The 20,013-nt window shown below is 64.9% G+C and carries 21 protein-coding genes and 1 riboswitch; of the genes, 19 read left to right on the top strand and 2 right to left on the bottom strand.

Features of this window, described 5'->3' with window-relative positions:
• Positions 1-68: 68 nt before the first annotated feature.
• Both AC097O_RS03875 and AC097O_RS03870 read left to right on the top strand, forming a co-directional pair.
• Complete coding sequence (locus tag AC097O_RS03875) at positions 69-1,385, top strand: HD-GYP domain-containing protein (RefSeq protein ID WP_479591568.1); 1,317 nt, start codon at positions 69-71, stop codon at positions 1,383-1,385.
• A 1-nt stretch (position 1,386) separates the two neighbouring features.
• Positions 1,387-3,852 (top strand): sensor domain-containing protein, encoded by a 2,466-nt coding sequence (locus tag AC097O_RS03870; protein ID WP_479591567.1) that lies wholly within the window; start codon positions 1,387-1,389, stop codon positions 3,850-3,852.
• Between the two features lie 188 nt (positions 3,853-4,040).
• On the opposite strand, the gene AC097O_RS03865 is transcribed toward AC097O_RS03870, so the two are convergent.
• Complete coding sequence (locus AC097O_RS03865; protein WP_479591566.1) at positions 4,041-4,361, bottom strand: cell division protein ZapA; 321 nt, start codon at positions 4,359-4,361, stop codon at positions 4,041-4,043.
• On the bottom strand, positions 4,358-4,603 hold the full coding sequence (locus tag AC097O_RS03860) for a DUF904 domain-containing protein (RefSeq protein ID WP_479591565.1): 246 nt from the start codon (positions 4,601-4,603) through the stop codon (positions 4,358-4,360). The genes AC097O_RS03865 and AC097O_RS03860 overlap by 4 nt, the downstream gene beginning before the upstream one ends.
• 32 nt (positions 4,604-4,635) lie before the next feature.
• Positions 4,636-4,861: riboswitch (cobalamin riboswitch) on the top strand.
• Between the two features lie 85 nt (positions 4,862-4,946).
• Between AC097O_RS03860 and AC097O_RS03855 the strand changes: the two genes are divergently transcribed.
• The 17 genes from AC097O_RS03855 to AC097O_RS03775 all read left to right on the top strand — a co-directional run bounded on the left by AC097O_RS03855 (position 4,947) and on the right by AC097O_RS03775 (position 20,011).
• Complete coding sequence (locus AC097O_RS03855) at positions 4,947-6,890, top strand: TonB-dependent receptor (protein WP_479591564.1); 1,944 nt, start codon at positions 4,947-4,949, stop codon at positions 6,888-6,890.
• 6 nt (positions 6,891-6,896) lie between these two features.
• Positions 6,897-7,463, top strand: a complete 567-nt coding sequence (cobU, locus tag AC097O_RS03850) for a bifunctional adenosylcobinamide kinase/adenosylcobinamide-phosphate guanylyltransferase (protein WP_479591563.1) — start codon at positions 6,897-6,899, stop codon at positions 7,461-7,463.
• On the top strand, positions 7,460-8,305 hold the full coding sequence (locus AC097O_RS03845) for an ABC transporter substrate-binding protein (RefSeq protein WP_479591562.1): 846 nt from the start codon (positions 7,460-7,462) through the stop codon (positions 8,303-8,305). Before cobU ends, AC097O_RS03845 begins: the two co-directional genes overlap by 4 nt.
• On the top strand, positions 8,302-9,294 hold the full coding sequence (locus tag AC097O_RS03840) for a FecCD family ABC transporter permease (RefSeq protein ID WP_479591561.1): 993 nt from the start codon (positions 8,302-8,304) through the stop codon (positions 9,292-9,294). Before AC097O_RS03845 ends, AC097O_RS03840 begins: the two co-directional genes overlap by 4 nt.
• A complete protein-coding gene (locus AC097O_RS03835; protein WP_479591560.1) occupies positions 9,291-10,061 on the top strand; it encodes an ABC transporter ATP-binding protein in 771 nt (256 codons plus the stop codon). Before AC097O_RS03840 ends, AC097O_RS03835 begins: the two co-directional genes overlap by 4 nt.
• Before the next feature lie 75 nt (positions 10,062-10,136).
• Positions 10,137-10,388 (top strand): type II toxin-antitoxin system Phd/YefM family antitoxin, encoded by a 252-nt coding sequence (locus AC097O_RS03830; protein ID WP_479591559.1) that lies wholly within the window; start codon positions 10,137-10,139, stop codon positions 10,386-10,388.
• Complete coding sequence (locus AC097O_RS03825; protein ID WP_479591558.1) at positions 10,378-10,806, top strand: putative toxin-antitoxin system toxin component, PIN family; 429 nt, start codon at positions 10,378-10,380, stop codon at positions 10,804-10,806. The genes AC097O_RS03830 and AC097O_RS03825 overlap by 11 nt, the downstream gene beginning before the upstream one ends.
• Positions 10,806-11,468, top strand: coding sequence for a 5,6-dimethylbenzimidazole synthase (gene bluB, locus AC097O_RS03820; protein ID WP_479591557.1), 663 nt, complete (start codon positions 10,806-10,808; stop codon positions 11,466-11,468). The genes AC097O_RS03825 and bluB overlap by 1 nt, the downstream gene beginning before the upstream one ends.
• Before the next feature lie 13 nt (positions 11,469-11,481).
• Positions 11,482-11,853, top strand: a complete 372-nt coding sequence (locus tag AC097O_RS03815) for a cupin domain-containing protein (protein ID WP_479591556.1) — start codon at positions 11,482-11,484, stop codon at positions 11,851-11,853.
• Positions 11,854-11,916: 63 nt separating this feature from the next.
• Positions 11,917-12,189: a type II toxin-antitoxin system TacA family antitoxin gene (locus tag AC097O_RS03810; RefSeq protein WP_479591555.1), complete on the top strand. Its 273-nt coding sequence runs from the start codon at positions 11,917-11,919 to the stop codon at positions 12,187-12,189.
• Positions 12,190-12,687: a GNAT family N-acetyltransferase gene (locus tag AC097O_RS03805; RefSeq protein WP_479591554.1), complete on the top strand. Its 498-nt coding sequence runs from the start codon at positions 12,190-12,192 to the stop codon at positions 12,685-12,687.
• Positions 12,687-14,135: a DUF3375 domain-containing protein gene (locus tag AC097O_RS03800; RefSeq protein ID WP_479591553.1), complete on the top strand. Its 1,449-nt coding sequence runs from the start codon at positions 12,687-12,689 to the stop codon at positions 14,133-14,135. The genes AC097O_RS03805 and AC097O_RS03800 overlap by 1 nt, the downstream gene beginning before the upstream one ends.
• Before the next feature lie 3 nt (positions 14,136-14,138).
• Positions 14,139-14,768, top strand: a complete 630-nt coding sequence (locus tag AC097O_RS03795; protein WP_479591552.1) for a DUF4194 domain-containing protein — start codon at positions 14,139-14,141, stop codon at positions 14,766-14,768.
• Positions 14,761-18,159, top strand: coding sequence for an ATP-binding protein (locus tag AC097O_RS03790; RefSeq protein ID WP_479591551.1), 3,399 nt, complete (start codon positions 14,761-14,763; stop codon positions 18,157-18,159). Before AC097O_RS03795 ends, AC097O_RS03790 begins: the two co-directional genes overlap by 8 nt.
• Positions 18,146-19,315, top strand: a complete 1,170-nt coding sequence (locus AC097O_RS03785; RefSeq protein WP_479591550.1) for a Wadjet anti-phage system protein JetD domain-containing protein — start codon at positions 18,146-18,148, stop codon at positions 19,313-19,315. The genes AC097O_RS03790 and AC097O_RS03785 overlap by 14 nt, the downstream gene beginning before the upstream one ends.
• A gap of 25 nt (positions 19,316-19,340) precedes the next feature.
• The gene (locus tag AC097O_RS03780) at positions 19,341-19,760 is read left to right on the top strand and encodes a putative toxin-antitoxin system toxin component, PIN family (protein WP_479591549.1); all 420 of its coding nucleotides are present in this window, start codon (positions 19,341-19,343) and stop codon (positions 19,758-19,760) included.
• On the top strand, positions 19,757-20,011 hold the full coding sequence (locus AC097O_RS03775) for a toxin-antitoxin system HicB family antitoxin (protein ID WP_479591548.1): 255 nt from the start codon (positions 19,757-19,759) through the stop codon (positions 20,009-20,011). Before AC097O_RS03780 ends, AC097O_RS03775 begins: the two co-directional genes overlap by 4 nt.
• Positions 20,012-20,013 lie beyond the last annotated feature (2 nt).

Raw genomic sequence — 20,013 nt, 5'->3', positions numbered from 1 at the left:
AGTAACAAAATGTCACCTGCTGGCGGCATAATCAAAAAATGAAATCCATAGCTGCGCACGCCTGAACCATGGGAGAAACTTCCTCTCGGTGGATAGATGTTGCCCAATTGCGGCGTGGACTTTTCATCCAACTGGACCTGGGCTGGATGGACCACCCTTTTCCCAAAGGCAGCTTCAAGATCACGTCGGCCGACCAGATCAAGACCATCATGTCTTTGGGCGTGAGCCAGGTGCGTTACTTTCCGGACCAGAGTGATCCCCCCGCCGACAGCGAGCCCGCGCCGCTGACCGCGCCAGAAGACCCCGTAAATCGGCCCGTCGCCGCCCATCCGTCGCCCCTCGAAAGCCCGGCCTCTGTGGTCTATAGCGAGGCCGAGATGTTGCGTTTGCAGCGTGCCCAGCGCCTGGCCGCCCAGCGCCGCAGCCTGGCCGTGTGCGAGCGCCGGTTTGGTGAGGCCACCCAGCAGTACCGCCGCGTGGTCGAGCAGGCCAGCAGCCGGGCGGTGCAGATGCGCGAGGAAAGCACGGCCCTGGTGGCGGGCTGTGTGGACGACATCCTGGCCGAGGGCGAGTCGGCCATCCGCCTGCTGTCCGAGGCCATGGGCGAGCGCAGCGCGGTGCATCCGGTGAACGTGATGGTGGTGTCGCTGTTGCTCGGCAAGGCGCTGGGCCTGCCGGCCGCCGCACTGACCGACCTGGGGGTGGCAGCCTTGTTGCACGACCTGGGCAAGGTCCAGATGGCCGAGCGCATGCGCTACCAGGACCCTAATTTTTCGGCCTCCGAACAATTGGTCTACCAGGAACATGTGGAGCACAGCCTGGTGATGGGGCGGCGCATGGGCCTGTCGGAAGACGTGTTGCGCTCCATCGCCCAGCACCACGAGCTGGCCGATGGCAGCGGTTTCCCTTCGGGCCTGATGGGGTCCAACCTGTCGGCCAGCGGCAAGATCCTGGCGCTGGTGAACCGCTACGACAACCTGTGCAATCCGCCCCGGCTGGTCAACGCCATGACCCCGCACGAGGCCTTGTCGGTGATCTTTGCGCAGATGAAGACGCGCTTTGATACCGCCACGCTGGGCGCTTTCATCCGCATGATGGGCGTGTACCCGCCGGGCTCTGTCGTGCAACTGCTGAACGACGGCTATGCCATGGTGGTGTCGGTCAACTCCACCCGGCCTTTGAAGCCCTACGTGGTGGTGTTCGATGCCGGTGTGCCGCGTGACGAGGCGCTGATGGTGGACCTGGAACATGCCCCCGAGCTGGGCATCCGGCGCAGCCTCAAGCCCTCGCAGTTGCCGCGTGCGGTACAGGACTACCTGTCGCCCCGACAGCGGGTGTCGTACTTTTTTGAGCGGGTGGTCGCCTCCGACCGGCCAGGGGCTTAGGGTGGATGCAGGTGTGTTGGGGGCGTTGATCGACAGCCTGCCCGATGCGGTATGGATCGTGGCACCCGGCGATTGCCGTATTGTGATGGCCAATGCCGCCGCCGCCCAACTGTTGGGTCTGTCGCGCGAGGCGATGCAGGGCCAGTCGGTCACCGATCTCTGCCTGGCCCCGGAAGACCTGTATTTCTGGGCCGATGTGGCGGCAGGCCAGGAGCCGCAAGACCCGCGCATCCATTCCGAAACCCTGGTGCTGCATGCCGATGGCCGCAGCCTGCAGGTGGAGCGCCGCGCCACCCCCTTGCGCCTGGGGGACAGTGCGCTGGTGTATGTGGTGGCCCTGCGCGATCTGGGTCCGTTGCGCCGGGCGGAAGACCGCCTGGAGCTGGTATTGGCCGAAATGCAGGCCACGCTGGAGTCCACGGTGGACGGTATTTTGGTGTGCAGCCTGGACGGCGTGGTGACAGTACGCAACCGCCAGTTCGCCGAGCTCTGGGACCTGCCCGAAGCCCTGATGGACCCGCACGTTGACGCCGCCCTGTACACCCACATGGCCCGGATGGTAGTGAATATTGCGGCCTACCAGCGGCGCATGGAGTTCATCGTCAACACGCCGCTGTACCAGGGCACCGACATGCTGCTGCTGCGCAGCGGGCGGATTCTGGAGCGCGTGACGCGGCCCCAGATCAGCCAGGGGCGCTCGATTGGCCGGGTGTATTCGTTTCGCGATATCACCGAGCGCGTCGAGTCCGAGGCGCAGTTGCAGCTGGCGGGCAAGGTGTTCGAGTCCAGCCTGGACGCGGTGTTCATTGCCGACGCGCAGCACCAGATCGTGGCGGTCAACCCCAGTTGCGAGCGCCTGAGCCGTTTCAGCCAGGCGCAGTGCATGGGGCTGATGGCACCCACCCTGTTCCAGGACACCGGCGGCGGTGAGCTGTTCAACCGCGTGCAGCGCGGCTGGCACCGCGAAGGCCACTGGGATGGCGAAGCCCTGCACCAGCGCGGGGATGGCAGCACCTGCGTCGTGCATTTGTCGTGGGTGGCCTTGCGCGATGCCCAGGGCCTGGTGACGCAAAGTATTGGCTTTTTCAAGGACCTGACCGAGAAGAAGGCCAGCTACGAGCGCATCGAGCAACTGGCCTATTCCGATGTGCTGACCGGCCTGCCCAACCGCTTGATGCTGTCGCAGCGGGTGGACTTTGCCCTGCGCCTGGCCGAGCGGGACGCGGGCGAATTCGCCATCCTGTTTCTGGACCTGGACCGCTTCAAGAACATCAACGACTCGCTGGGCCACCTGTTTGGCGACCGGGTTCTGGTCGAGGTGGGCCAGCGCATGCTGAACTGCCTGCGCCATGTGGACACGCTGTGCCGCCTCGGTGGCGATGAATTTGTGATGTACCTGCACCAGGCCGATGCCGAAGGTGCCAAGATGGTGGCGCAGCGGGTGCTGGAGAGCCTGGCCCGGCCCTTCCACATGGACGGCATGGACTTTTCGGTGGGCTGCAGCATCGGCGTGGCCATGTTCCCGGCAGACGGGCAAACGCTGGACGACATGATCAAGTCAGCCGACACGGCGATGAACCGCGTCAAGGAACGGGGCCGGGGCAGCTTTCGCTTCTACCAGCCGCAGATGAACGTGGCCTTGCTGTCGCGCATGAAGATGGAGCACAGCCTGCGCCAGGCCATGGAGGCCGGGCATTTTCGGCTGCACTACCAGCCGCAGGTCAGCCTGTCCACCGGTGCGGTGCTGGGCGTGGAAGCGCTGATCCGCTGGCAGGACCCCGAGCGGGGCTGGGTGTCGCCGGGCCAGTTCATTCCGGTGGCCGAAGAGTCGGGTTTCATTGTGACCATTGGTACCTGGGTGCTGAATGAAGCCGTACGGCAGGCGGCGCAGTGGCAGCGCCAGGGCCATGCCCGTGCCGTGTCGGTCAATGTGTCGGCGTTGCAGTTCCAGCAAAGCGATTTTGTCGACCGCGTGGCCCACGCCTTGGCGGATTCCGGCCTCGACCCGGCGCTGCTCGATCTGGAGCTGACCGAATCCATCCTGGTGCAGGATGCCGACGAGGCGCTGGCCCGGCTGCGGGCGCTGGCAGGGTTGGGGGTGTTTTTGTCGATCGACGACTTTGGCACTGGCTACTCCAGCCTGGCGTATTTGAAGAAGTTTCCCATCCACAAGCTGAAGATCGACCGCTCCTTCATCAGCGGCCTGCCGGATGACGAGAGCGACCAGGCCATCGTCAGCGCCATCATCCAGATGGGCCGCGCGCTCAAGCTCACGGTGATTGCCGAAGGGGTGGAAACTCTGGCCCAGCGCGACCTGCTGCAGCGTTTGCTGTGCGACCAGTACCAGGGGTTTTTATGTGCGCCCGGCGTGCCCAGTGACGACCTGGACCGGGTCATCGCGGAGGCCAGGGACCGACTGGCCGTGGAGCACGAGGAGCGCTTGGAGCCAGTGAGGGTGGGGGAATAAGGTGTCTGCGGAAGCCACCGGACCGGCATCCTGAACCGGGGTTCAGGTGGGCTAGGTCACCCTGAAGTTGGGTTCATCTAACGCGAGATGATCACGCTCCCCAGGGGATATTCCAGGCCCGGGCTCATGGAGCATTGGTTCAAGGAAATATAAAGCCCGGCATGCACCGCAGACGGGCCAATTCTAGGCTAAATAAGGTGCCCGTCGTCGCCTAAAGCCAGATCGAGTTGCTCAATCAAGGTGGTCAGCACCGGGTCGTCGTCGTTGGCGGCCTCGGACTGCACGGGTGCAGGGCGCACCGGCGCGCGGCCCCGGTCGGTCAGGTCGAAGGCCAGGTTCAGCGCGGCCAGCACGGCGATGCGGTCGCGGGCCTTGATCTTGCCGCCGTCGCGGATGGCGCACATGGCGGTGTCCACCATCTTCACGGCCTCCAGCAGGCGCGCTTCACCGCCCTCCGGGCAGCCCAGCAAATAGCTTTGGCCGAGGATTTGCACGTCGAGCTGCTTCATTCTGCGTCCTTGCGGGGGGCGGGGCGTATGGCGGGCGGGTTGCCGATCTGGGGCAGGCGTTCCAGCAGCGCGTCGATGCGGGCGCGGGCAGCGCCCAGGCGGGACTTGAGCGAATCGCGCTCGTGGGCCAGCGTGGCGACCTGTTCGGTCAGCAACTGGTTGGCGCGCTGCAACTCGCGGTAACGTACCAGCAGGCGCTCGGTACGTTCTGCAACTTGTTCAATTTGGGTGGGGGTGACCATAAGCTTGCACATTCTAGTGGTAGCTATGCAGGGCTTAAAATGCCCGTGTTGGTGCTCGCGGCATGGTTCACATGCCGCAGTTCAACGGGAAGCAGGAAGCGGTGCACACCACCACTCAGCCTGCGCTGCCCCCGCAACGGTAAAGCGGATGAATCATCCGATTCCACTCTCACCACACAGTCACTGGGTACTTGCTGCCTGGGAAGACGGTGCGAGCCTTCCGCCAGCCCGGATACCGGCCAACAAGGTGGTGGTGCGTCTGCTGTTGTCAGTAGCGCGCCGCCTTGACGCTGAAGCCCTGGCGGGGACGCCGGGGCAAGCCTATTGCTGATGAATGTCTTTCATGAAAACTGTATTCACTCCTGCGCGCCTGGCCGTGCTGCCCCTGGCCCTGGCCGCTGCATTGCCTTCCACCGCACAGACGCTGCTCAAAGAGGTGGTGGTCACGGCCACCCGGTTCGCTGAGCCTGCCGCCCCGCTGCCGTTTGGCGTGAGCGTCATCACGGCAGAAGAAATCCAGGCCTCGGGTGCCGGTACGGTGAATGAAGCGGTCATGAGGCTGCTGGGCGTGGTGGGCCGCCTGGACATCTCGGGCGGCAACAACTACAGCCTGGACCTGCGCGGTTTTGGTGTTACGGCCGACAGCAACCAGGTGGTGATCGTGGACGGCCTGCGCCTGAACGAGGCTGACATGGCTACCGCCGGGCTGGCCTCCATCCCAATTGAATCGGTCGCCCGCATTGAAATTCTGCGCGGTACCGGTGCGGTGCTGTACGGCGAAGGTGCCACTGGTGGCGTGATCGTGGTGACCACCAAGGCGGCCATGGGTGTGCAGCGGGTGAGCTCGGCAGAGGTGTACGCCGCCGTCGGTAGCCACCAATTGAAAGACCTGCGGGCCAATGCCGTGATCGCCTCCGGCGGGTTCTCGTTGGACGTGTCGGCCGAAGACCGCCGCAGCGACGGCCACCGCGACAATTTCGTCTCCAGCACGCAAGCCCTGGCGGTAACGGGGCAGTGGCGCAACGAATGGCTGCGCCTGGGTGCGCGCGCGGGCCGCAACGACCAGGACAGCGGTTTGCCAGGCGCATTGACAGCAGCGCAGTACGCTGCCAACCCCCGCCAGGCCCAATCCTTAACCGACTTCGGCTCTTTCAAGAAAGACAATGCCGGTGTGTTTGCCGAAGCCACGGTGGGCGACTGGCAACTGGCTGCCGATGCCAACCAGCGGACCAAAAAATACACCAGCGTGGCCTACGGCAGCCCCTACGGTTACGACGTGTATGCGTCCAATGTCAGCCTGCGCGCCCGCAATGCCCGCAAGGTCGGTGCGTCGGACAACGTGTTCTTCATCGGTGCGGACAAGGGCGAGTGGGAGCGCACCACCACCCAGTCCAGCTTCACCCCCGTGGGCACGGTGGCCACCGCCCGCAGCACAGCGCTGTATGCCAAAAATGACTTCACGCTGGCGGCCACGGGCACCCGCTTGGGCATCGGCTGGCGCACGGAAGAAATGAAAAAGGCCGAGGCTGCGTCGGCATCGAACCTGAAAGAACGTCAAAACGCCTGGGACCTGGGGCTGAGCCAGCCGGTGGGGGCCGATGTGACCGTCTACGCCCGCGTGGGCCGCAGCTTCCGCCTGGCGAATGTGGACGAGTTCTCGTTCACCAACCCCAACGTGTCGCTGCAGGCCCAAACCTCGCGCGACATGGAGCTGGGTGCGCGCTGGATGCTGGAGCAAAGCCAGGTGGATGTGCGGGTGTACCGCAGCAAGCTCCAGCACGAAATTGGTTACGACCCGGCGGGCAACGGCCCTTACGGCCCCTTCGGTGCCAACGTCAACCTGGACCCGACCCAACGCCAGGGGCTGGAGCTGGAGTCGCGCCACGCCCTCAGTGCTGCCTGGGATCTGCGCCTGAACGCCGCCCTGCGCAAAGCCACGTTCACTGAAGGTGCCTTTGTCGGCAAGAACCTGGCCCTGGTGCCCCGAAAAACCCTGGGCGTTCGCGCCGACTGGCGGCCCGCGCCCGGCCACTCGCTGGGTGCGGGGGTGAACTGGGTGGCCTCGCAAAATCCCGATTTCGCCAATGCCTGCACCATGCCCAGCACCACCACGGTAGACCTGCGCTATGCCTACCGCTTCGGTGCCGCCGAGCTGGCCCTGGGCGTGGCCAATGCCGCCAACCACAAGTACTACACCCAGGCCTATGCCTGTAGCGCGGGCGTGACCCAGTCCATCTACCCCGAAGCAGGCCGCGCCGTGGCGGCATCGCTGCGCTACAAGTTCTAGGCCGGTATGACCTGCAGCGAGTTCATTCTCGGTGGCCAAAAAAGCGGCAAGTCCCGCCGCGCCGAGCAGTTGGCTGCGGCGTGGCTGGCCGATCCAGGCCACCGCGCGGTGTTCATCGCCACCGCCCAGCCCTGGGACGCGGAGATGGTGGAGCGCATCGCCCGCCACCAGCGCGACCGTGCCGAGCGCGTGCCGGGCATGCTGACGGTGGAAGAGCCGCTGCGGCTGGCCGAGGCGATTGCCCAGCACAGCCGCCCCGACACCCTGGTGGTGGTGGACTGTTTGACGCTTTGGCTCACCAATCTGCTGATGCCTGCAGAATTTAAAGAAAATCAGCCTCCAGCGCCCATCCAACCAGCGCAAGTAGCTACATTTTTGGAAGCAATCAGTGCCGCGCCCGGCCCGCTGGTGCTGGTGGGCAACGAGATCGGCCTGGGCGTGATCCCCATGGGCCGCGAGGTGCGGGCCTTTGTGGACGCGCTGGGCAGCCTGAACCAGCAGGTGGCCCAGCGCTGTGAGCGGGTCACGCTGATGGCCGCCGGTTTGCCGCTGACCTTGAAGGGTGCGGCATGAAGTTTTGGGCGCTGCTGCTGTGCCTGGCTTCTTCGGCCCACGCCCTGCAGGTCACGGACGATCGGGGCAGCACCGTACAGTTCGCCCAGACCCCGCAGCGCATCGTCAGCCTGCTGCCCTCGCTGACCGAGAGCGTCTGTGCGCTGGAGCAGTGCGCGCGCCTGGTGGGGGTGGACCGCTATTCCAACTTTCCCGCCAGCGTGCGCGCCTTGCCCCAGGTGGGCGGTGGGCTGGACCCGAACATCGAGGCCATCGTCGCCCTGCGCCCCGACGTGGTGCTGCTGGCCACCGCCTCCCGCGCCAGCGCCCGGCTGGAGGCGCTGGGCCTGAAAGTGGTGGCACTGGAGCCCAAAACCTATGCCGACGTGCAGCGCGTGCTAGGCACGCTGGGGCAGCTGCTGGCGGTCAATGATGCCGCCCGCATCTGGCGCGGCATCGACGCCGGTGTGGCGGCGGCGGCCCAGTCGCTGCCCGCGCGGGTCAAAACGACGCGGGTGTACTTCGAGGTGAACGTTGCGCCGTACGCCGCAGGCACCACGTCCTTTATCGGCGAGACTTTGACCCGCCTGGGCGTGCAGAACGTGGTTCCCGCCGCGCTGGGTCCGTTTCCCAAGCTGAACCCCGAGTTCGTGGTGCGCGCCAACCCGGATGTGATCATGGTCGGCGACCGCAACAGCATAGGCCTGGCGCAGCGCCCCGGCTGGGCTGGCATCCGCGCCATCCGCGAGCAGCGGGTGTGCAGCTTCAAGCCTGAACAAAGCGACGTGCTGGTGCGCCCCGGCCCGCGCATGGCCGAGGCGGCGCGGGCCATGGCGGCGTGTCTGCTGGAGAAGGCTCCGTGAAGTCCCACCCCGGTGCGCTCGCCATCGTTTTATTGCTGCTGGCGTTCGCCTTGCTGCTGGTCGGCACCAGCATCGGCAGCACCGGCTTCGACAGCGTGCTGGCCGCGCGCCACGACTCTATCGCCCTGCAAATCGTCTGGGACATCCGCCTGCCGCGCACCCTGGGCGCCTGGGTGGCCGGAGCCTTGCTGGGCTTGGCGGGCGCAGTTGCGCAAGGCCTTTTCCGCAACCCACTGGCCGACCCGTACCTGTTGGGCAGCGCTTCGGGCGCGTCGCTGGCGATGGCTTTGGCGCTGGCGGTGCTAGGCGTGTCGCCGTTTGCCACCGCCTGGTTGGTGCGCGTGGGGCTGACCGGTGCAGCCTTTGCCGGGGCCGTGGGCGGCGTGCTGCTGACGCTGGCGCTGGCCCAGGGCGTGCAGCACACCCTGCGGCTGCTGCTGGCGGGCGTGATCGTGGGCGTGGTGCTGGGCGCGGGCAAGGACCTGGTCACGCTGGCCATACCCGACATCCTCAGTGCCATGCAGGGTTTCAACCTGGGCAGTACCGGCTTTGTGGGCTGGACCGCCTGCCTGTTGATGCTGGCGGTGTGGGCCGTGTGCACCACCGTGGCCTGGCTGCTCGGCCCGGTGCTGGACGGCCTGACCCTGGGCGAGGTCACCGCCGCCAGCCTGGGCCTGCCCCTGCCGCGCATGCGCGCCGCGCTGATCCTGGTACTGGCGCTGGCCACCGGCACCGCCGTGGCGCAGACCGGCATGATCGCCTTCGTCGGCCTGGCCGCGCCGCACCTGGCCCGCTCGCTGGTCAAAACCACCCACAGCCGCCTGATGCTGCTGGCCAGCCTGACCGGCGGCGTGTTGCTGCTGGCCGCCGACATCCTGGCCCGCTGGCTCACCGCCCCGCAGGAGCTGCCGGTGGGCGTGCTCACGGCGGTACTGGGGGGCAGCTACCTGCTGTGGCGCATGCACAAGCGCACGGGCGGTGTGCTATGAAGAGTGTAGCTATCCACGCCCATTCCATAAGCGCTAGCCTGTCAAAAGTACCTGTATTGCACAACATCAGTCTGGCGTTGCAGCAAGGTCGCTGGACCAGCATCGTCGGCCCCAATGGCGCGGGCAAATCCACGCTGCTCAAGGTGCTGGCGGGCCTGCTGCCGCACACCGGCACGGTTACGTTGTTGGGCAAGGACATGGCCAGCATGCCCGCCCGCCAGCGCGCCCAAACCTTGGCCTGGCTAGGGCAGGGCGAGGCCAGTGCCGACGATCTCAGCGTCTGGGACGTGGCGCTCTTGGGCCGCATCCCGCACCGCCCCTGGCTGGCCGCGCCCAGCGCCGCCGACCTGGCCGCCGTGGAGCAGGCCCTGCGCGCCACCCAGGCCTGGGACTGGCGTGCCCGCAGCTTGGGCCAGCTCTCGGGCGGCGAACGCCAGCGCGTGCTGCTGGCCCGCGCCCTGGCGGTGCAGGCCCCGGTGCTGCTGATGGACGAGCCCCTGGCCAACCTGGACCCGCCCCACCAGGCCGACTGGCTGCTGCTGGTGCGCGACCTCGTGGCGCGCGGCCACACCGTGGTCAGCGTGCTGCACGAGCTGTCGATCGCACTGCAGGCCGATGACCTGCTGGTGCTGGCCCAGGGCCGCGTCACCCACGCAGGCCCGTGCGCCGACCCGGCCACGCACCGCGCGGTAGAACAGGTTTTTGATGACCGAATCACTATCCACCGCTTATCCCATCAGTGGGTGGCGCTACCAAAATTAGAGTAGTAGGATCCAAGCAGGTTTCCGCACAAATCGAACGATTTGGTTAAAATGAACGAACCGCAACCCCAGGAAATCCCCATGCAAGCCTTCACCGCCAACCAGGCCAAAACCCGTTTTGGCGAGTTTCTGGACTTGGTCCAGCGCGAGCCGGTGCAGGTGATGCGGCACGACCGGGTGGTGGGCGTGATGGTCAGTGCCCAGGACTTTGAGGCCATGCGCAATTTCTACGCCGACCGCTTGCAGCAAACGTTGGTCCAATCTGCCGATGCCGCCGCGCAGGCTGGGTTGACCGCTGAGGCGCTGGACGCTTTGCTGGCCGATGAAAGCTGAACTGCGCGTGGTGGTAGACACCAACGTCTGGATCAGCGCCGCCCTCTCCACATCCGGCAGCCCGGCCCAGGTGGTGCGCCATGTGTTGGCAAACGGTGTTCCCGTGTTCACCCGCAGCACCTTCGACGAGCTGCAAACCCGGCTGTGGAAGCCCAAGTTCGACCGCTACCTGGGCATGGAGCTGCGCAAAAGCATCCTGCACGACCTGAACGCCGCCGCGCTGTGGGCCGAAGTGCCCGCTACGATCGCCGCCGTGTCGTACAGCCGTGACAAGGATGACGACAAATTTATCCACGCCGCGCTGGCCGCCTCTGCCCCCTGGCTGGTCACGGGCGACCAGGACTTGCTGTGTGTGGAGCCGCTGCTTGGCTTGCGCATTCTGTCCCCGGCGGATGCCTTGACCACCTGGAAGCTGTGATGCCCCACGCCTTCAGCGCCCCCGAGCGCGCCGCCGTCTACCGTGCCATCTTCGAGCGCCGCGACATGCGGCATTTCAGCGGCGGCAGCGTGGCCCCCGAGCTGCTGCAACGCCTGTTGCTGGCGGCCCACCATGGCCCCAGCGTGGGCTTCATGCAGCCCTGGCGCTTTATCCGCATCACCCAGCCGGCCCTGCGCCAGCAACTGCACGCCCTGGTGGAGGCCGAGCGCCTGCTGACCGCCCAGGCCCTGGGCGAGCGCGCAGACGACTTCATGCAACTCAAGGTGCAAGGCCTGCTGGATGCCGCCGAGGTGCTGGCCGTGGTGCTGCCGACTGGGCGTGAAAAACACGTTTTTGGCCGCCGCACCCTGCCGCAGATGGACCTGGCCTCCAGCGCCTGCGCCATCCAGAACCTGTGGCTGGCCGCCCGCGCCGAAGGGCTGGGCATGGGCTGGGTGTCGCTGTTCGACCCGTTGGCGCTGGCCGCTACCCTGGGCCTGCCCGAGGGGGCCGAACCCATCGCCTTGCTGTGCCTGGGGCCGGTTGAGAAGTTCTACGACCAGCCCATGCTGCAGCAGCAAAACTGGGCCCGCCGCGAGGCCCTGGCCGGGCTGGTGTTCGACGATGCCTGGGGCCAATCGTCTACCCTTTTTGACCATTGACCCAAGGAACCCCATGTCCCCCATTTCTTCGCCTGCACACATTGCCGCATCGCTGACCGAACACTGGTCGCCCCGCGTGATCGCCGAGCTGGACGACTCGTACATCAAGGTGGCCAAGGTACTGGGCTCCCTGGCCTGGCACAGCCATGACCATGAGGACGAGATGTTCCTGGTGCTCAAAGGCCATTTGCGCATCGAGATGGACACCGGCGTGGCCGAGCTGTCCGAGGGCGAAATGTTCGTCGTGCCCAAAGGCATACGCCACAACCCGGTGGCCGAGGAGGAGTGCCACATCCTGCTGATCGAGCGCAAATCCACTCTGCACACCGGCGACGTGGCTACCGACAAGACGCGTTCGCTGGCGGACCAGCTGCGGCCGGTGTAAGCGGCTTGGCGGCACTCTGTGCGTCAAATTGACGTACAATTTTCCTCTCCAAGGAGAGCTGCCATGACCGTTATCGCCACGCCTTCTACCGAATCTGCACGCATCAACCTGCGCACCAGCCCTGAGGCCAAGGCCTTGATCGAGCGGGCCGCTGCCATCATGGGCTCCACCGTGTCCAGCTTCATGCTGCAAAACGCCTACGAGGCGGCGCGGCGCATCGTGGCGGACAACGACACCATCACGCTGTCACAAGCGGACTTCGAGCGTTTTGTGGCGACCTGCGAAAACCCACCTGAACCTACAGAGGCTTTGCGCAAGCTCATGGCGATACGCTAAATGGTGGTGCGGATTGAGCGCCTGGCGGCGCGCCACCAGCGGGCCGGTTTTGACTGCGGTGAACCCGCTTTAAACGAATTTTTACAGCGCCAGGCCGGGCAATTGGAGCGGCGTGGCTTCGGCAAAACCTATGTGGCACTAGCCGCAGATGGCATCCAGGTCGTGGGCTTTGTCACCCTGAGTGCCGGGCAGGTGGAGAGCCAAAAATTACCCGCCCACTTGAAGCTGCTACGTTATCCAGCGCCCACTTTGCGCATCGGTCGGCTGGCGGTAGACCGGCTGCAGCAAGGGCAGGGCACCGGCCAGCATCTGATGTCGTTTGCATTGCAGTTGGCGCTGGAGTTCTCGCAGCAAGTGGGTTTGTACGCTGTGGTGGTGGATGCCAAGAATGCCAAGGCCAAAGCGTTTTACGAGGCGTTGGGCTTCATCGCGACCGTGGACGATTCACTGTGCCTGTATTTGCCCATGGCAACCTTGGCCAAGCTGACTTCCAGTTGATGGCTGTGCTCGACTACACCACTCTCGAACAACTGCGCCGCCAACACCCCGCTTGGCGCTTGCTGGGTGCAGAACACGCGCCCTTGGTAGCGAGTTTTCTGCACCGCGTGTTCATCACCCCTAATATGCGGGTGATGGCCCAGGCCGATCTGGTGGAGGCGCTGAACGATACGCTGTATGGCCTGCGTGAACGGCTGGGCGACAAGGCGTATCCCAAGCCCGCGCTGGAGTATCTGAACGACTGGGCTGCCAACGACAAGGGCTGGCTGCGCAAGTTCTATCCACCAGGCTCGGACGAGCCGCATTTCGACCTCACCCCCGCTACCGAGCGCGCCCTGGCCTGGCTGGTTAGTTTGTCTGACCGGGCCTTTGTGGGCACCGAGTCGCGCCTGCTGACGCTGTTTGACCTGCTCAAGCAAATGAGCGAGGGCAGCGACACCAACCCCGAGACGCGCATTGCCGAGCTGCACAAGCGCCGTGACGAGATCGATGCAGAAATCGCCCGGGTGGTCAGCGGCAACATGCCCTTGCTGGACGACACCGCGCTCAAAGACCGCTTTCAGCAGTTCACCGGCCTGGCGCGCGACCTGCTGACCGACTTTCGCGAGGTGGAGCACAACTTTCGCACGCTGGACCGCCGGGTGCGCGAGCGCATTGCGCTGTGGAGTGGCTCCAAAGGCGAGCTGCTGCAAGACATTCTGGGTGAACGCGATGCGATCAGCGACTCGGACCAGGGCAAGAGTTTTAGGGCGTTTTGGGATTTTTTGATGTCGCAAAAACGCCAGGAAGAGCTGACCGCGCTGCTGGACCGCGTGCTGTCCCTGCCGCCGGTGGCCGCCTTGTCGCCCGATGCCCGCCTGCGCCGGGTGCACTACGACTGGCTGGAGGCGGGCGAGCACGCACAGCGCACCGTCGCCCAGCTCTCGCAGCAGTTGCGCCGCTTTCTGGACGACCAGGCCTGGCTGGAAAACCGCCGCATCATGGACGTGCTGCACAGCATCGAAGCCCGCGCCCTGGCGCTGCGCGATGCGCCACCCAGCGGCAGCGTGCAATCCATGCCCGCGCTGACCCCCAGCGTGGACCTGCCCCTGGAGCGCCCGCTGTACAGCCCCGCCACCAAGACCGTGCTGCGCACCGCGGCGCTGGAGGCGGGCGACGGGGACCTGGATGCCGGGGTGCTGTTCTCGCAGGTGCGGGTAGACAAGGCCGCCCTGGCCAGCCACATCCGCCAGTCGCTGCAAACCCAAAACCAGATCAGCCTGGGTGAGCTCTTGCAAGCCCGGCCCCTGCAGCAGGGCCTGGGTGAGCTGGTGGCGTATTTGCAATTGGCCAGTGTGGCCGCGCAGTCGGTGGTTGACGAAGACACGCTGGAGACGGTGACCTGGACCACGCTGGAGGGCAGTACCCGCAGCGCCCAATTGCCCCGCGTCATTTTTGTCAGGAACTGAGCCATGGATGCCATTGAGAGCGCCGCCCCACAGTACGACCTCACGGCCATCGTCGTGCCCCTGCTCAAAAGCGTGCTCTACCGCGACGACGACACGGCCCTGTGGTCCGCCTTGCTCAAGCTGCGCCCGCGGGTGAGCGACTACGTGGCGGTGCTGGCGTTGGACCTGGTGCTGGACGAAGCCGAGGGCTATGCGTTTTTGCGCTCCCGCGCCACCGATGACGAGGACAGCCCCAAACTGCCGCGCCTGGTGCGCCGCCAGCCGCTGGGCTTCCAGGTCAGCCTGCTGCTGGCCTTGCTGCGCAAAAAGCTGGCCGAATTCGATGCCAGCGGCGGGGATACGCGGTTGATCCTGTCACGTGAGCAAGTCGTGGAGCTGATCCGGGTGTTCTTGCCTGCAGGCTCCAACGAGTCGCGCCTGATCGACCAGGTGGAGACGCATTTGAACAAGGTCATCGAATTGGGCTTCGTGCGCCGCCTGAAGCCTGCGGGCGTGGGCCAGGAGCCGATGTTCGAGGTCCGCCGCATCCTGAAAGCCTTTGTCGATGCCCAATGGCTGGCCGACTTCGACCAGCGGCTGGCGGCCTACCAGGTGCAACTGGCCGCCCCCGAGACGGATGCTGAAGATGAGTGACCTGTTTGACCCCGAATCACCACTCCTCTTTTCCGTAGCGGACGAGGGTCTTTCGGGCTTCCGCCTCCAGCGCCTGGAAGTCCTCAACTGGGGTACTTTCGACAAACGCGTCTGGACCCTGGCCCTCGATGGCCGCAATGGCCTGCTGACCGGCGACATTGGCTCGGGCAAATCCACGCTGGTCGATGCCATCACCACGCTGTTGGTGCCCGCCCAGCGCATCGCCTACAACAAGGCGGCAGGGGCCGATGCCAAGGAGCGCTCGCTGCGCTCCTATGTGCTGGGCCACTACAAATCGGAGCGTAACGAGGCCAGCGGTAGCGCCAAACCGGTGGCCTTGCGCGACAGCGGCAGCTACTCGGTCATCCTGGGCGTGTTCCACAACGCCGGGTTTGGCCAAACCGTGACGCTGGCGCAGGTGTTCTGGCTGAAAGACACGTTTGGCCAGCCCGAGCGCTTTTATGTTGCCAGCGAAAAGCCGCTGTCCATTACCCAAGACTTTGCCGATTTCGGCCCGGCGGTTACTGCGCTGCGCACGCGGCTGCGCAAGGGTGGGGCCACGCTGTTTGACAGCTTTCCGCCCTACGGCGCGCACTTTCGCCGCCGCTTCGGCATTGAGGGCGAGCAGGCGCTGGAGCTGTTCCACCAAACCGTGTCGATGAAGTCGGTGGGCAACCTGACCGACTTTGTGCGCCACCACATGCTGGAGCCCTTTGACGTGGCACCCCGCATCCAGGGCCTGATTGCCCACTTTGACGACCTCAGCCGGGCCCACGCCGCCGTGCTCAAAGCCAAGGAGCAGGTAGCGTTGTTGACTCCGTTGGTGGCCGATTGCGATAGGCACTCGGAATCGCTGGCCAGCAGTGACAGCCTGCGCGCCTGCCGCGATGCGCTGCGACCGCACTTTGCCGCCGCCAAGTTGGGCCTGCTCGACACGCGTTTGCAAACCCTGGCGGAAACATTTGCCAGCGAAAACGCCAAGGTCGAAAAGCTGGAGACTTCCAGGGCCGAGCAGCAGATCCAGGAACGCGCGTTGCGCCAGGCCATTGCCGAAAGCGGCGGCAACCGCATTGCGCAGATGGGCGACGATATCGCCCGCAAGCAGCTGGAAATCAAGCGCCGCCAAGCCAATGCCGCCCGCTTTGACGCGTTGCGCAAACAACTCGGCCTGCTGCAGGTCGCCAGTGCCGAAGACCTGCTGGCCCAGCAACAAAGCTGTGTGCAACTGCAAGAGGCGGAAAAAGACCGCAGCACCGGTTTGCAAAACGAGTGGATCGAGCACAGTGCCACGTTCAGCCTGGGCAAGCAGGAGCACCAAGCCCTCAGCGCCGACATCTTCAGCTTGAAGAGCCGCCGCAGCAATATCGACACCCAGCAAATCGCTATCCGCGCCGCGCTGTGCCAGGCCCTGGGCTATGCCGAAGAGAGCATGCCTTTCGCTGGCGAACTGATCGAGGTGCGCGACAGCGAGCGCGACTGGGAGGGTGCCATCGAGCGGCTGATGCACAACTTTGGCCTGTCGCTGCTGGTGCCCGAGGCGCAGTACGCCCGCGTCGCCGAATGGGTGGACCAGACCCACCTGCAAGGCCGGCTGGTTTACTTTAGCGTGCGGCCTGCCAAACCCGCCGATCCGCCTGCACTGCACGCCGATGCCCTGCCGCGCAAGATCACCATCAAGCCCGATTCGCCGTTGTATGCCTGGGTCGAACAAGCGGTGTGGCAGCGCTTCAACGTCGTCTGCTGCACCAGCCAGGAGCAGTTTCGCCGCGAGCCCAAGGCCATCACCCGGGCCGGCCAGACCAAGGGCGGCGAGCGGCACGAGAAGGACGACCGCCACCGTATCGACGACCGCAGCCGCTACGTGCTGGGCTGGAGCAACACTGCCAAGCTGGCTGCGTTGCAAAGCAAGGCCCGCGTCTTGGAGGGCACGCTGGGCCGCATCGGCGCGCAAATAGCCGAGCTGCAGCAGGCGCAAAAGGCGTTGCAGGAGCGCTTCAGCGTGCTAGACAAGCTGGTGGAGTTTCGCGACTTCAGCGAGCTGGACTGGCCTAGCCTGGCGCTGGAGGTGGCGCGGCTGCAAGACGAGTTGAAGCGCCTGCAGTCTTCTTCTGACCTGCTGCAAAGCCTGGCCCAGCGCCTGGCGGAGCTGGAAGGTCAGTTGGCCGATACCGAAGAAAAATGGGCTGCGCAACGCGACAAGCGCGCCAAGACCGAGGACCGCAGCAGCACCGCCCAAGAATTGCGCCGCCAGACCGAAGCTTTGGTGGGCGATATCGAACCCACCATTTCGGCCCAGCTAGTGGCCTTGCAAGCCGAGCATATGGCCGCTCAGCCGCTGACGATCGAAACCTGCGATGCCCGTGAACGCGAACTGCGTGATGCGCTGCAAAAGTCTATCGATGCCGAAGCCGCGCGAGCCAGCCGCCTGTTGGAAAAAATCATTGCCGTGATGCGGGCCTTCAATTCCAAATACGAGCTGGAGACGCAAGAGATTGACGTGTCCGTGGCCTCGGCGGGCGAGTACCGTGCGCTGCTCCAGCAACTGGCCGCCGACGACCTGCCGCGCTTCGAGGGCAAGTTCAAGGCCCTGCTGAACGAGAACACCATCAACGAGGTGGCCAATTTCAACTCGCAGCTCAACCGCGAAGAAGCCACCATCCGCGAGCGCATCACCCGCATCAACCAGTCGCTGACCCAGATCGACTACAACCCCGAGCGTTTCATCGTGCTGGAGGCCCAAGCCACCACCGACGCCGAAGTGCGCGACTTCAAATCGGACCTGACCGCCTGTTTGGACCACACCCTGTCGGGCGACGATGCGCAGTACTCGGAAGCCCGGTTCCTCAAAATCAAAGCCCTCATCGAGCGCCTGCGGGGCCGCGAAGGCCAAACCGAGCATGACCGCCGCTGGACCGCCAAGGTCACCGATGTGCGCAACCGCTGCGTGTTTGCTGCCAGCGAGCGCTGGCGGCTGGACGGGCGTGAGCACGAGCATTATTCCGACTCGGGCGGCAAGTCCGGCGGGCAAAAAGAAAAGCTGGCCTACACCATCCTGGCCGCCAGCCTGGCCTACCAGTTTGGCTTGGCCATGGGTGAAACCCGTTCGCGCAGCTTCAGGTTTGTGGTGATCGACGAGGCCTTTGGCCGGGGCTCGGACGAGTCGGCCCAGTACGGGCTGGAGCTGTTCCAAAAGCTGAACCTGCAGTTGCTCATCGTCACCCCGCTGCAAAAAATCCACATCATCGAACCCTTCGTGTCCAGCGTCGGCTTTGTGCAAAACGACGAAGGCCGCGACTCCAAGCTGCGCAACCTCAGCATCCAGGAATACCAGGCTGAAAAAGACCGCTTGGCGATCCTGACCAGCCAGGTACACGTCGATGCCCTGGACTAGCCCCGCCGACCTGCGCGCCCAGGTGCACAAGCTGTGGGACAAGGGCAGCCTGCTGGCGCAGACAGTGCAGCCGCAAGAAGGCTATTTCCCCCTGCGCCTTGCACTCACCGCCCCCAGCTCTACCGACTTGGCCACCCGTTTCCCCGAAGTCCGCCTCTGGGCCGCCGACCTGCGCCAACACGCCGGGCACTACCGGCTCACCGAGCGCACCGTGCGCCACCGCGAAGTCGGCACCCAAAGCGTGCCCGACGCCGCGTGGCTGGACTTGCTGGAGGCCGCCATCGCCTTCATCGGCAAAACCAAAGAGGTACAACGTTTTCAGGCTCTGCTGCGCACCACCAGCGATGTTCAGCCCGTGCTGCTCCCGTGGCTGGCCAAGCGCGCCCTGACCGCCCTGGCCCTGGCCGCAGAGTGGCCACGTCTGCTGGCCGTGGTGGCCTGGCTGCAAGCCCGCCCGCGCCCCGGCATTTACCTGCGCCAGGTGGACATTGCCGGGGTGGACAGTAAATTCATCGAAGCCCACCGCAGCGTACTGGCCGAGCTGCTGGACATGGCCTTGCCGCCCGAGGCCATAGACCCCAGCGCCACCGGTGCCAGCCAGTTCGCCCGCCGCTACGGCTTCCAGGACAAACCCCTGCGCATCCGTTTTCGGTTGCTGGACGGCTCGGCCTTTGGCCAGGACATCAGCATCACCCAGGCCGCGTTCGCACAACTTGCGCCCGCCGTTCGCCACGTCTTCATTACCGAAAACGAGGTCAATTTTTTGGCCTTCCCGCCGCTGCCCGGCAGCATGGTGGTGTTCGGTGCGGGCTACGGCTTCGAGGCGTTGGCGGGGGCGCACTGGCTGCAGCGCTGCGCAGTGCACTACTGGGGCGACATCGACACCCACGGCTTCGCCATCCTCGACCAGCTGCGCGCTACGCTGCCGCACACCCAGTCGTTGCTGATGGACCGCGCCACCCTGCTGGCCCACGCCGACCACTGGGGCGAAGAGCCGCAACCCGTGCTGCGCAATTTGCCCCGGCTGACGGCCGAGGAGGGCGCGCTGTTTGATGATCTGCGCGACAACCGCTTGCAACCGCGTTTGCGGCTGGAGCAGGAGCGGGTGGGGTTTGGCTGGGTGGAGCGGGTGCTAAAGGACATTTTTTCTATTTAGTGGTTACACTGGCGTAACTATGAGAGTGGTTTTAGATACCTCGGTTTTGGTCGCTGCTGCGCGGTCGCGCAACGGTGCAAGTTTTGCACTGCTGGCCTCAATGCCGCATCCGCGCTTTCAGATATGCCTGTCTGTCGCCTTATATACCGAGTGGCAGGCTGTGCTCAGTCGGCCTGAGCACCGGCCTGCGGGTGCGAACGCCCATACTGCGTTGGGTTTTGTGCGGTATCTGGCGAGCCTCGCGCATCTGCAAGACATCCACTATCTGTGGAGGCCATTTTTGCGCGACCCGGACGACGACATGGTATTGGAGTGCGCGGTGGCCGCCGGTTGTCTCTACATCGTGACGCACAACATCAAAGATTTTCGCCGCACCGAACAACTTGGCGTGCGGGCGATCACTCCCGGTCAGTTTTTGCACCTATTGAAGGAGAACCCACCATGACTGCGCTCACCATCCGATTGCCTAATTCGGTCCACGAAAGCATCAAAGCCTTGGCGTTGAAAGACGGCATTTCTGTCAACCAGTTTATTGCCAGCGCCGCCGCTGAAAAAATGGCCTCTTTTCAAACGCTGGACTATTTACGCCGGGAAGCCGCCTTAGGCCAACGGGAAGACTTTGAACAGTTCTTGCGCCTGGTACCGGATGTGCCTGCACAAGCGGGCGATGCTTTGCCCGGCGAGGTCTCCCGCTGACC

Source organism: Rhodoferax sp. LS1P39, from assembly GCF_056521425.1.
Note: the sequence above shows the minus strand (reverse complement) of the source record. Positions and strands in the feature narration are given on the sequence as shown.